Raw genomic sequence first — 13,194 nt, forward strand, 5'->3', positions numbered from 1 at the left:
TTGTGTTATTATCTTAAAGAGTTATTTTTGTTTAAAAATTTAACTATATGAAAAAAATCTACTTTTTGCTTATTACAGTATTCTTTTTAAATGTTTTGAACGCACAAATAATAACTATTCCGGATACTAATTTTAAAGATAAATTATTAGCATCAGCTGCATATTTAGATACTGCAAAAGATCTGAGTGGTAATAAGATAAAAATAGATTCAAATGGTAATGGAGAAATTGAGATTAGTGAAGCTGAAAAGGTAAGTGAACTTTATTTAAACGAAAATGTAGTCCCGAAAAGAATAGCTTCATTAACAGGTATTTTATATTTTAAAAACTTAAAAAAAATAACACTAGAATATGGTAATCTCTCTACACTTGATTTAGCAGGATTAGATAATCTGGAAACGTTATCAATTAGAGGAAACCAACAACTAAAGTCTATTAACTTAAATGGTTTAAGTAATCTTAAAATATTAGATCTGTATAGCTGCAAGCTTACGACTTTAGATTTAAGTACTTTATCCAATCTTGAAAATCTTGATTGTACCGGTTGTAGATTAACCAATATTGATGTAAGTGATTCATTTAATTTGAAAACACTAAATTGTAGTTACAATTTATTTACATCATTAAGCATCGTTGGCTTAAGTAAACTCAATAATCTTGTTTGCAGTAATAATCCTATCACTGATTTGAATTTGCAAGGATTAGATAATCTACAATTTCTAGAGTGTGATTATACTAATATGACAACTTTAAAATTGAACAATTTCCCAAAACTTGAGAATGTTTTAAGTAGGTGGGGAACATTAAAATCAATAAAAATATCAGGTTTGCCAAATTTGAAAAAATTAGAATGTTTTTATAATAACATTACTGATTTTGATGTTACCAATACAAGTAAACTTGAATGGTTAAGTTGTGGTAATAATAATATTAGTAATTTGGAGATTAGTGCTTTTAAAGAGTTGAAATTCCTAAATTGTGATACCAACAAAATGACTTCATTACAAACTGGTAATTTGTCAAAATTAGAAACGCTATATTGTGGTATGAATCAATTTACGAGCCTGGATGTTCAATCTTCTCCCAATCTTCAAGTATTATCGTGCTATAATAATCAGATTAAAACATTAAATTTAGAAAACTTGTCAAACCTTCTGGAGGTAAATTGTAGTAATAATCAAATTGAGGCCTTAGATTTTAATGCTGCAAAAAAGATTTCACAAATTGTGTGTTATAATAATAATCTGGTCTATTTATTTGTAAAAAATGGCAAACAGGAAGGATTAGGTATTTATGATCGTTTTAGTTATTATAACAATCCAAATTTAAAATACATTTGTGCAGATGATACAGATATAGAACAGATAGAATATTACTTAGGAGATAATAATATGCCTAAGGTTAATTTTAATACTTACTGTTCTTTTACACCTGGAGGCGATTTTTACACTATTGAGGCATCAAATAAATTTGATCAGGATAATGATGGGTGTGATTTAAATGATGTAGTCATTTATGATATAAAATATAATGTATCTGGTAATTTAAAAACAGGAGTTTTAGTATCTAATAACTCAAAAAATCCTTCAATTCAACTTCAGGATGGAAATTATAAAATAACACCAGTTCTGGAGTACCCGGAGTATTTTGACATATCACCAAAAGAGGCTATCGTTTCTTTTCCTAACGATACAAGCCCGCGTTTAGAAAATTTTTGTATCAGTGCTGTTGGCAGCCGAAACGATTTAGAAATAGTTTTAGTCCCAGTGATATCAGCTGAACCGGGCTTTGAAAGCATCTACAAGATTGTTTATAAAAATAACGGAAACACAACTCAGTCTGGGGTTATTACAATTAAGTATGACAATACTGTTTTACACTATGTTTCTTCAGATAAAAATTTAACCTCTAAATCTGGAAATGAATTAAAATGGAATTTCAATAATTTAAAACCTTTTGAAAGCGGTAGTATATCTTTGACTTTATATTTAAACAGACCAACAGAGAAACCTGCGGTCAACATAGGTGATATTCTAAAGTTTAGTACAAATATTTCTTCTCAAAATTTAGATGAGACTCCATTAAATAATATTTTTGAGTTAAAACAAATAGTGGTAGGTTCTTATGATCCAAATGACAAAACTTGTCTGGAAGGATCAGTTATTACACCAAGCTTAATAGGTGAGTACGTTCATTATCTCATTCGCTTTGAAAATACAGGAACATCTCCTGCAAGAAATATTGTTGTAACTGATAGGATTGATTTAACAAAGTTTGACATCTCAACATTAATTCCAACGAGTTCAAGTCATCCTTTTGTGACTAAAATATCGGAAGGAAACAAAGTTGAATTTATTTTCGAAAAAATCAATCTCCCTTTCGATGATGCCAGTAATGACGGTTATGTGACTTTTAAAATTAAAACAAAACCAACTCTAAAAGTTGGTGATTCGTTTACAAATGAGGCTAATATTTATTTTGATTATAATTTCCCGATACTCACCAATACTGCAACTTCAAAATTTGAAGAGACGTTAGGAATTACTGATTTTGAGTTTTCAAGTTATTTTACCCTGTATCCAAACCCTGCAAGTGATATTTTAAGTTTTAATGCAAAACAAAATATAACAATACAATCGGTAGCTATTTATAATATTCTGGGACAATTGGTAATTGCAGTTCCAAATGCAAAATCGACTTCCAGTATTGATGTTTCGAAACTTAGAACCGGTAATTACATTATAAAAATAAAATCAGATAAAGGAAGTTCAAGTATGAAGTTCATCAAAAAATAAAAAAATCTTATTGACAAAAAAGTTCCACAGCAATGTGGGACTTTTTTTTGCTTTATAGTTTCTGGTTTTTGCTTGTTTCAAGTTAGATTTTCGATAATGAGCTATTTTTTTTATTAAAGTTGGCAATAAAGTTAGCATAGCTGTGAGGTAAAAATTAAAAATAAATAAAAATAATTTTAGGTATTAAAGGCTTGTTTTACAGCGTTATTTGTGAATGTTCTAACTTTTTTTGAACTTTTTTAGAGATTTCATAAAACCAAAACTATTATTACCGCGTAAATGAGCTTATAACTTAAAAATATTAATCATGAAAACTAGAAAATTTTTAGCCGTAGCAATCTTAGCATTAGGATTTGGATTTACATCATTTGCACAAAAAACTAAAATGGTTGGTGGAGCTGCAATGTACCCAAACAAAAACATTATTGAAAATGCCGTAAACTCGAAAGATCACACTACATTAGTCGCTGCTGTAAAAGCTGCCGGATTAGTTGAAACACTAGAAGGTAAAGGACCATTTACTGTTTTTGCTCCAACAAATGCAGCATTTGCAAAATTGCCTGCAGGAACTGTAGAAACATTATTGAAACCTGAAAACAAAAAAATGCTACAAACGATCTTGACCTATCATGTTGTTGCAGGAAAATTGAATGCTTCTGATATTGCTAAAGCAATTAAAGAAGGAAAAGGAAAAGCAACTTTCAAAACTGTTAGCGGTGGTACTCTTACTGCCTGGATGAAAGGAAAAGATTTATACATTAGCGACGAAAGCGGAAACAAAGCTAAAGTTACAATTGCAGATGTTAATCAATCTAATGGTGTAATTCATGTAGTTGATACAGTATTATTGCCAAAGAAATAATTAAAATTAGATTCCTACTATTAAAAAAAAGTCCTGTATTTACAGGACTTTTTTTATGTTTAGCCAGGTTTTGTAAAATTATTTCTTTGCGGTTAATGTCGATCCTGCCGAAGCGATTACAACACAAACTACAGCTAATATCTCGTAAAAACTAAGATGTTCCTGCAAAAATATAAAAGCACAAATAGAAGCTGCTGCGGGTTCTAAGCTCATTAAAATACTAAAAGTACGAGGAGGAAGTTGTCCTAAGGCTTTCATCTCTAGTGTAAACGGAATAGCACTTGATAAAAGTGCCAATGCGATTCCCATACCAAAAAGTTTTGGTGTAAGATTTGCCAGTCCATTTTCGAAAAAACCAAATGGTAGAATTAGAATTGCAGCAAACAGCATTCCGGTTGATACAGCCTGACCACCGTTCATGATTTGCGAAATTTTACCTCCCAAAACAATATAAGCTGCCCATAGCGCACCAGCCAACAGTGCAAAGACAACACCAAGCATATCAACGCGATCATTTGTCCAGGGAGCGATTAAAACGATTCCAGCTGCGGCGAGTAACACCCAGCAATAATCGATCAAACGCCTTGAACCAATAATTGCCACTAATAAAGGTCCTATAAATTCGAGCGTAACGGCTAACCCAATTGGAATTCTTTCTATTGCCAGATAAAAAATCAAATTCATAGCACCTAAAGACAAGCCATAAGGAATAACGATCTTCCATTGCTCAGGAGTTATAGCCTTTAAATTAGGTCGGTAAGCGATTAATAAAATTATTGCCGAAACCCCAATTCTGATAGATGCAGTTCCTGCGGCACCAATTGCAGGAAATAAACTTTTGGCAATTGCTGCACCACATTGTACACTAATAATAGCCAGAAGTACTGCGTAAATGGGAGGAATATTGAATTCTTTATTTTTCATGAGACGTAATGGGTGAGATAAGAAATGAGCCGGAGACCACTATTTCCTATTCTTAAGAAAGTTTTGTTGTATTTAAGTTCAACGTTATTATCTAAAACAGGTATTTTTTAAATTATTCTAACGCCCGTTTTGTTACAAAAGCACGATAACCAATAAGGGCCATTTGCCATTTTTTTGCTTTTGAAATGTCCAGACCTTGTTTGGTAAAACTTGGTAAAAGAACTTTATTTATTTTGGCTAAAATTTTATACATAGTAGGTTGATTTTCATCAAAGATATAAAAAAAGACTTTGCGTTTGGGCAAAGTCTTTTTTTGGAGCATTCCTGCTATTACTTTTTATATTGATTATGATTTTCTACTTTCTCTCTCGGCTTTTCTGGCTTCTTTCTCATAAAGTCTCATATCTTTTTCGTGTTGTTTCATATCTTTTGCATGTTGTTTCATATCAACTTCCTGTCTTCTCATATCCAATTCGCGTTGTCTCATACTAGCCTGAAATTCTTTTGAGTCTGCGCCGTATTTGTCTTGCATGTTTTGATTAAATTTATCCATATCGGCATTAAATTTATCCATTGCAACTTCATATTTTGCCATTTCTTTGTCGAAAATCGCTTCTCTTTGAGCCATTGCATCTTCTACTTGTTTTTCATAGGCTGACATATCTGGCTCAAAAGCTTCCATTTTTTTATCAAATTCAGACATTTCTTTTTCAAACTTCGCCATTGCCACTTTATCTTTATGATTGGCAGGTGGCACTGGTGGTTTTGGCATTTTAGACCTATCAACAGGAGGTGCCTGAATTCCTGGTTCGTTTGGGAAAACAGGAGGAGCTGGTGGTGTAGGAGGTGTTATATTTGAAACCTGATCATCTGCACCATGAGTTTCACTTACTTCTACAATACGATTTTCTATAGCCATTGGTTTTTCGATTGCGCCATCTGCAATTAAGTCGATTTTTTTAGAACCATTATGCTCGGTTGTAACAATAATTCCGCAACTTTTGATAGGATGATCACCTTCAATCTGAATAGTTTGTGCTTTTCCGGATACTTTTTTGATATCAACTTTAATAGCTGTTAATTCATTTTTTGAGTTTCTTTTTACATCCGAAATGACAACATCAATATTGTGATTTTTCTTTAATTTTTCGGCAATTTCCTTTAACTCCTGATCTGTTGTATTCTTTTTAATTTTGTAAACATCAACAGGGTCTTTCTGTTCTGTAACTTCCTGATTTTCTTTTCTTTCTTTTTCTTGTGCTACTGTTTTAATTTGAAATAAAAGCACAAATACGACAAGTGCGGGAATTATGGCATAATATTTCCAATAATTTCGCTTTTTTGATTGATTTTTGTTTAACATGACAATTCGTTTTTTGATTAATGATTGATAAAAATGATTGGTGATTGCAACACAACTTTCATGTGTTGTTATTTTCAAAAGCGTATACTGATATGCTTTTTTGTCGGATATTTTTTTGGCAGCTTCACTATCTGCAATAAATTCAAGGTTTTGTAAGATGGCTTTTTTGTACAGCCAAATAATTGGATTGAACCAGAATAAGACACAAAATACTCTCGATATCAAAACATCTACAGTATGATTTTGATCACTGTGTACTTTTTCATGTTCAATAATATTTTCTAGTTCTAAGGCTGTATACATTGATGAATTGTATACGATGTAATCAAAATAAGAAAATGGAGCAATATTTTCGTTAATATCTACAAATTTAAAATCAGCTTGGTGTTGTACTTTTTTACCTTTTAATACGGAATTTAAGCTATAGAAATCAACCGCAAATTTTATAAACAGGGCTAAAAAACCAATTACATAAACGGCAAGTAGTATATAGTTCCAATTAATTTCAAAAGTTTCCTGTGCCACAGCCTGAGGAGCATATAGTGGCGAATATTTGGTATAGGAAACCGGAACAGGATCGATCCAGACAATTTTGGTGTACACTAAAAATGGTAAAACCACTGCTGTAATCAAACCTGCCATTAAAAACCATCTGCTGCTATTAAAAAAAGTTTCTTTGCGCAGTAAAAAATAATAAGCACAATAGAACAATATTAGCAATCCGCTTGATTTTGCGATAAAAATGAAAAGTGTTTCCATAAACTATTATTTTTCTTCGTTTGGAGATTCAATCATAGCCAAGATTTCACGTAATTCTGCTGCCGAAATTTTTTCTTCCTTAGCAAAAAAGGATACCATATTTTTATAAGAACTATTAAAATAGTTATCGATTGCAGTATTCATATACTTTTTGCTGTAAGCTTCTAAAGTAATTATAGGGTAATACTGGTGCGTGTTTCCAAAGGCATTATGCGCCACAAAACCTTTTTCTTCAAGATTACGCACAATTGTCGATAAGGTATTGTAATGTGGCTGATCTTCTGTAACCTCTGCCTGAACTTCTTTTACAAATGCTTTTTTAAGCTTCCATAAAATGTGCATAATTTCCTCTTCCTTGTTGGTTAACTTTTGCATGTTTTCTAATTTTAATTCAAACCTACAACTATTTTTCTAGTTAAGCAACTATAAAAATAGTTATTTAACTAAAAAATACGTTTGATCGTTTTTTGAGTATAGAAAACCTATTCAAAAATTCTTTTAAATTTATGAAATGAGATAAGAAAAAGTAGCAGGGATTGGATTTTATAAAACTTTCTCTTCCAGCAATGCCTTTTTGATCCATAAGCAACAAAGTGTTGCCACAACTCCAATACAAGCCATAAAAAACCAATTGACCTGATAGCCTAAACGGGAAATAATTTCAAATCCAACCTTTGAACTTATAATATGTGCCAGACTAAAACTCATGGTATAAAGTGCCATATAACGACCTTCCTGACCACGTGGTGCCCGACTTAATGCAAAAGCATTCGAAAACGGAAAGGTTAAAACCTCTCCAATCGAAATAACAATCATGCTAATAACCAATATTCCAGCCCAAACGTTAATCAATAATAAGAAGAAACTCGAAGCCATCACAAAAGAACCTATAGTAATGATCCTTATTTTAGCAAATCCTTTTCTTTCCATAAAACCAACAATTGGCATTTCGAATGCAAATATCAAAAGTCCGTTTAAGGTCATTAATAATCCGGTTTGAAATTCAGTTAGACCAAACTTCTCATTATGATATAAAGGTAAGGTTGTAAAAAGCTGAAAGAAAATCATGGCAGTAACAAAACTTACAAATAAGAAAACCCAAAAGATTTTATCGTGAAAAACCGACTTTATTTCGGCTGCACTTTCGATTTTATCGTCGTGAACGGCTTTTTTCTTTTCTTTCACCAATAATGCAAAAATCGAAATCGAGACTATACACGATGCACCGTCGATCCAGAATAAACCAGAATATCCAATTCCCATAATGATCAAACCACCCAAAGCAGGACCCGCGGCAAAACCCAGATTTACCGCTAAACGTACCAAAGTCAAAGCACGCGTTCTGTTCTCTGGTTTAGCATAAGCACCCAACGAAACAAACATTGCAGGTCTGAACATATCTGCAATAGTCATTAGAACAAACATGGCGATGCATAAGGTCCAGAAAGTAGTAATGTATTGTATAAAAAAAAGAGAAACCCCACTGGTAAACAAACTAAAAATCATGATTTTGTAAAAACCAATTTTGTCAGATAGTTTGCCACCCAACCACGAACCTAACATCGATCCTAAACCAAAAGCCACCATAATCCAACCTACCTGATTGTACGTAAATTGAAGGTCTTCCTTTAAGTATTTGGATAAAAAAGGAAGTACCATTGTACCGGCACGATTGATAAATGTGACAATTGTAAGTATCCAAATTTCTCTTGAAAAACCTTTAAAATTATTGATGTAGTGACTAAAAGCAGTTTTGAGCATTATAAATAAGTTATTTGCAACAAAGTTAAGAAACTTTGTACGGATGAGCGGTTGCTGCTTTGTTACTTTTAAACTATTTTTGCTCAAAATTTCTAAGATGAAAAATAGTATTGCTTTTTTAGTATTGTTAGTGGTGAATTTCTGCTTTGGTCAAAATAAATTTAATCAGAAAGAAACTGAAAAATTTCAAAAGACAATTAATAGCGAATATGCTAATCCTAAGACAAGTCCGTTAATGGAAGAAGATTTAAAAACATTTAAAAGTTTAGATTTTTATCCCATAAGCGGGAAATATTTTGTTGTTGCAAAATTAGAAAAAGCACAAAACGAGAAAGTTTTCGAAATGAAAACTACCGGAACAAGAACACCAAAATATATTAAATATGGTACTTTGCATTTTACCATAGATGGCGTTGCACTTAAACTGAATGTATATCGAAATATTGAACTTTCGAAAACCAAAGAATATAAAGACCATCTGTTTTTACCTTTTTCAGATTTAACTTCAGGAAAAGAAAGTTATATAGGAGGAAGGTATATTGATCTTAAAGTACCAAAAGGAGATACTATTGTGGTCGATTTTAATCAGGCCTATAATCCGTATTGTGCTTATAATCATAAATATTCTTGCCCGTTAGTTCCGCTGGAAAATGATCTGAATGTAGAAATTAAAGCCGGAGTTAAAACATTTCATTAATGGATTATTTTAATTTTCATACGCATCACTTTACAAATCAATCCAATATTCTGGAATTGGTAAATCAATATCCGCAGGAGTTTGATGCTATGATTCCGTATTACTCTGTCGGAATTCATCCGTGGTATATCAAAGAAGATCAAATTGAGGAAGATTTACGAATTATTGAAGAAAAATTACAGACTCAAAATTGTCTTGCAATTGGTGAATGTGGTTTAGACAAACGTATTGAAATTAAGTTTGAACAACAAATTTTAGTTTTTGAAAAACAATTGGCTTTAGCCGAAAAATATAAAAAACCAGTCGTAATACATTGCGTTGCTGCTTTTCAGGAAGTGATTGCAATTAAAAAGAAAATGAAGATTACAGTTCCGATGGTTATTCATGGTTTTTCTAAAAATAGTCAAATCGCTAATCAGCTTATTGCGGCAGGATTCTATATTTCGTTTGGAAAATATTTACTTCGAAATCCAGATTTGAAAATGGTTTTTGAACAGATTCCAAACGATCGTTTTTTTCTGGAAACAGATACAATCGAAGAAAGTATTAAACAGGTTTATGCTCTGGCGGCAGAATATAAAAATATAACAATCAAAGAATTACAAGAGATTATTTCAAGTAATCATAATGCAATATTTGAGAAATAAAAGGAAAAGGTATAGATTAAAACCTTAAACCTGAAACAAAATTTTAAACTTAAAAAACAATAATTTAGGATATGGCAGAGTGGACAGAAAGAGCCGAGCTTTTATTTACAAAAGAAGGATTAGAAAACTTGCAAAACTCAAATGTTTTGGTAGTTGGTTTAGGAGGAGTTGGCTCATTTGCAGCTGAATTTCTGGCAAGAGCAGGAGTGGGGAGCATGACGATTGTAGACGGAGATGTTGTAGATATTACCAACATAAACAGACAATTACCAGCATTGCATTCGACAGTTGGACAGCCAAAAATTGCAATTGTTGGAGATCGTTTGATGGATATTAATCCGGAATTGAAACTAACTCGTGTACAGGAATTTTTATCGCCGGAAAGGGCTTTTGAAATCGTTTCGCCAGAGTTTGATTATGTTTTGGATTGTATTGACAGTATTACTCCAAAATTAAATCTAATTATTGCAGCCAAACGCAAAAGAGTAAAAATTATTAGTAGTATGGGGGCTGGTGGAAAAATGCTGGCTTCGAAAGTAAAAGTGACCGATATTTCTAAAACAATAAATTGCTACTTTTCTAAAGCGATTAGAAAACGCTTAAAAGCCGAAAAGATAAATAAACTAAAAGTAGTTTTCTCGTCTGAAATTCAGGACGAAAAAAGCTTAAAACTAACGGATGGGAAAAACTTCAAAAAGTCTTTTTACGGAACAAACAGTTATATGCCGGGATTATTTGGTCTTCATATCGCTGAAACGGTGATCCGTTATTTGCTTAGTAAAGAATAGTTTCTAAGGTTCTAAGATACTAAGTTACTAAGCTTTTAGCTCAGAATCTTAAAAACTTAGAGCCTTGAAAGAAAAGTTTCAAGTTCAAATCGTTTGAACTTTGACAAAGTTTCCGCAAACAGATAACCAGAAACTTGAATCTAAAAAAGAATAATTACAAAGTAAAAAACACACGACTATCCGGTTCCAAAAGAAAACCTTTGAACCTTAGTACCTCAGAACCTTTAAAAAAAATGATTAAAACAGTAATTTTTGATATGGATGGTGTAATTGTAGACACTGAACCTGTTCACCGTTATTCGTATTACAAACAATTTTCAGAATTAAATATTACAGTAAGCGAAGAGATGTATACTTCGTTTACAGGATTTTCGACTAGAAATACGTTTCAAGCTCTAAAAGGTTTTTTTCCTGAAATCGAACATGAAGTAGAAGATTTGATACAAAGAAAAAGAAGCATTTTTAATGATGCTTTTGATACTAAAGAAGATTTATACCTGTTAGAAGGAGTCGAAGTTTTGATAAAAGACTTATATGCTAACGGAATACAGCTGATTTTAGCATCATCGGCATCAAAAGTAACGATCGACCGTGTTTTTACGAGATTCAGTTTGCACCAGTATTTTACAGATATTGTGAGTGGTGAAGATTTTCCGCAATCCAAACCCAATCCTGCAATTTTTGTACATGCTGCATCCTTATCGATAGCTCCAAAAGAAAACTGTATTATTATTGAAGACAGTACAAATGGAGTTAAAGCGGCAAAAGCTGCCGGGATTTATTGTGTGGGTTACAACAGCCTTCATTCTAAAATGCAGGATTTGTCAGATGCTGATATGATTATCAATTACTTTAGTGAATTAGATGCTCAAAAAATATCACAGTTAAAGGGTTGAATTATAGAAAATTTAACATTTGTTCGCTAATTGAATTTGTAAATTTGAACAAACAAAATAAACTCAAAAAATGAAAAAACTACTTATTGCATTAGCCATCATTCTGGCACCTTTTGCTACAGAAGCACAAATAAAAACACCACAGGCAAGCCCTAAAGGATATATCAAACAAACAGTTGGATTAACGGATGTAGAAGTTACTTATTCAAGACCGGGCGCGAGAGGCAGAGCTGTTTTTGGAAATTTAGTTCCGTTTGGTAAATTGTGGAGAACTGGGGCTAATGAAAACACTATCATTAATTTTAGTGATGATGTAGTGATCGATGGTAAAACATTGAAAAAGGGTAAATATGCAATTTATACGATTCCTAAAATCGAAAGCTGGGAAGTAATTTTTTATCTTTCTACAGACAACTGGGGATTACCAGAAAACTGGAACGATGCTTATGTAGTGTTAAGAACTACCGTAAAAGAAGATGCTTTGCCAACTCCGTTAGAGACTTTTACAATTGGAATTAGTGGTTTAGATCCTAATTTTGGATATTTAGATATGGCTTGGGAAAACTCTCATGTAGCTTTAAAATTTGAAGTTCCAACTGCAAAAGTTGCCGTAGCAAGTATCGAAAAAACTTTGGCTGGACCAACTTCTAATGATTATTATGCTGCTGCTCAATATTTGTTTCAATCAAACGGAAGCATTGAAACAGCAAGAACTTATGTAGATAAATCTTTGGATATGAGTACTGAAAAACCCTATTTTATTTTAAGATTAAAATCGCAAATACAAGCAAAACAGGGCGATAAAAAAGGAGCTGTAGAAACGGCTAAAGCTTCACTTGCTGCTGCTGAAGTCGCTAACAATCAGGATTACGTAAAATTGAATAAAGACAGTATAGCTGAATGGAGCAGATAATAATTCTTTTTTCGAATTATTAAAACAGATATAAAAAAATCCAAATTCCAATTAATATTGGAATTTGGATTTTTTTTATTAAATCTAAAAACCTGGAATTTAAATTTTAGCATTTATTTAGTTCAAACTTGGCGGTTCAGGAATTTTGATACTTTTCTTAATTTTCTTTACAATCAAAAGGTAAAAAGTAATTCCGCCCAAGATTATTAGCAAGGCAATTTGCAATTGTCCCAGACTATTATTTTTACTGTACATCGCATTTGCACTTGCCAATTTAGCTTTTCCTTCCTTGATCTGAATCTGGGATAAAGAATCTAATGTCTTTAAGGCTTCATTGCTCGCAATAGCAATTTTATTCCAGTCTTTGTTTGCAACCTGTTTATTAATTTCTTTACAGGAGCTTAAAAAAGCGTCAAAATATTGTTTTTCGGTATTGGTCAGAACAGTTTTAGCATACAAATCATCAATGCTGTGAATGATGTTTAATGTTTGTATAATTTCATCTTTTTTGATGTTGTCGCTTAGGTCTCGTTTTTCGGCCTCGGCTTTTATAAAATGAAGTTCTTTAGAATACTGAAATATATAATGCGCCACAACCAATCGATCGTTATAGATCGCATTAATATTCCCATTTACATTTTTTGAATTTTGCAGGGTATTAAAATTACCCAACAAAATTATTAGCATCACAATCAGTAAAATAAAAGCAGCTTTGGTTTTATTGCTGTATTTTTTTAAACCCTTCATAATTGATGCTTTTTTTGCTAATTTGCAAATAGTTAGTCTCTC

Annotated in this window: 13 protein-coding genes; 7 read left to right on the forward strand and 6 right to left on the reverse strand. The window is 32.1% G+C overall.

What is annotated here, in order from left to right:
- Positions 1 to 47 precede the first annotated feature (47 nt).
- Both B0A64_RS20155 and B0A64_RS20160 read left to right on the forward strand, forming a co-directional pair.
- Positions 48 to 2,795: a DUF7619 domain-containing protein gene (locus tag B0A64_RS20155; RefSeq protein WP_089481284.1), complete on the forward strand. Its 2,748-nt coding sequence runs from the start codon at positions 48 to 50 to the stop codon at positions 2,793 to 2,795.
- 307 nt (positions 2,796 to 3,102) lie between these two features.
- Positions 3,103 to 3,657: a fasciclin domain-containing protein gene (locus B0A64_RS20160; RefSeq protein WP_089481285.1), complete on the forward strand. Its 555-nt coding sequence runs from the start codon at positions 3,103 to 3,105 to the stop codon at positions 3,655 to 3,657.
- 78 nt (positions 3,658 to 3,735) lie between these two features.
- On the opposite strand, the gene B0A64_RS20165 is transcribed toward B0A64_RS20160, so the two are convergent.
- The 5 genes from B0A64_RS20165 to B0A64_RS20185 all read right to left on the reverse strand — a co-directional run bounded on the left by B0A64_RS20165 (position 3,736) and on the right by B0A64_RS20185 (position 8,464).
- Positions 3,736 to 4,581 (reverse strand): EamA family transporter, encoded by an 846-nt coding sequence (locus B0A64_RS20165; protein ID WP_089481286.1) that lies wholly within the window; start codon positions 4,579 to 4,581, stop codon positions 3,736 to 3,738.
- A gap of 112 nt (positions 4,582 to 4,693) precedes the next feature.
- The gene (locus B0A64_RS20170; protein WP_089481287.1) at positions 4,694 to 4,834 is read right to left on the reverse strand and encodes an SsrA-binding protein; all 141 of its coding nucleotides are present in this window, start codon (positions 4,832 to 4,834) and stop codon (positions 4,694 to 4,696) included.
- Between the two features lie 93 nt (positions 4,835 to 4,927).
- Positions 4,928 to 6,703: a M56 family metallopeptidase gene (locus B0A64_RS20175; protein WP_089481288.1), complete on the reverse strand. Its 1,776-nt coding sequence runs from the start codon at positions 6,701 to 6,703 to the stop codon at positions 4,928 to 4,930.
- A 6-nt stretch (positions 6,704 to 6,709) separates the two neighbouring features.
- Complete coding sequence (locus B0A64_RS20180; protein WP_089481289.1) at positions 6,710 to 7,078, reverse strand: BlaI/MecI/CopY family transcriptional regulator; 369 nt, start codon at positions 7,076 to 7,078, stop codon at positions 6,710 to 6,712.
- 168 nt (positions 7,079 to 7,246) lie between these two features.
- Positions 7,247 to 8,464, reverse strand: coding sequence for an MDR family MFS transporter (locus tag B0A64_RS20185; RefSeq protein WP_089481312.1), 1,218 nt, complete (start codon positions 8,462 to 8,464; stop codon positions 7,247 to 7,249).
- A 97-nt stretch (positions 8,465 to 8,561) separates the two neighbouring features.
- On the opposite strand from B0A64_RS20185, the gene B0A64_RS20190 reads away from it, so the two are divergent.
- From B0A64_RS20190 to B0A64_RS20210, 5 genes are all read left to right on the forward strand, one after another.
- On the forward strand, positions 8,562 to 9,161 hold the full coding sequence (locus tag B0A64_RS20190; RefSeq protein ID WP_089481290.1) for a DUF1684 domain-containing protein: 600 nt from the start codon (positions 8,562 to 8,564) through the stop codon (positions 9,159 to 9,161).
- Entirely contained in the window at positions 9,161 to 9,808 is a 648-nt protein-coding gene (locus B0A64_RS20195; RefSeq protein WP_089481291.1) for a TatD family hydrolase, read from the forward strand. Before B0A64_RS20190 ends, B0A64_RS20195 begins: the two co-directional genes overlap by 1 nt.
- A gap of 71 nt (positions 9,809 to 9,879) precedes the next feature.
- A complete protein-coding gene (locus B0A64_RS20200) occupies positions 9,880 to 10,596 on the forward strand; it encodes a tRNA threonylcarbamoyladenosine dehydratase (RefSeq protein WP_089481292.1) in 717 nt (238 codons plus the stop codon).
- Positions 10,597 to 10,829: 233 nt separating this feature from the next.
- A complete protein-coding gene (locus B0A64_RS20205; RefSeq protein WP_089481293.1) occupies positions 10,830 to 11,492 on the forward strand; it encodes an HAD family hydrolase in 663 nt (220 codons plus the stop codon).
- Between the two features lie 70 nt (positions 11,493 to 11,562).
- Positions 11,563 to 12,405: a DUF2911 domain-containing protein gene (locus B0A64_RS20210; protein ID WP_089481294.1), complete on the forward strand. Its 843-nt coding sequence runs from the start codon at positions 11,563 to 11,565 to the stop codon at positions 12,403 to 12,405.
- A gap of 117 nt (positions 12,406 to 12,522) precedes the next feature.
- On the opposite strand, the gene B0A64_RS20215 is transcribed toward B0A64_RS20210, so the two are convergent.
- A complete protein-coding gene (locus B0A64_RS20215; protein WP_089481295.1) occupies positions 12,523 to 13,152 on the reverse strand; it encodes an MCP four helix bundle domain-containing protein in 630 nt (209 codons plus the stop codon).
- Positions 13,153 to 13,194 lie beyond the last annotated feature (42 nt).

Source organism: Flavobacterium araucananum, from assembly GCF_002222055.1.
Lineage (GTDB): Bacteria > Bacteroidota > Bacteroidia > Flavobacteriales > Flavobacteriaceae > Flavobacterium > Flavobacterium araucananum.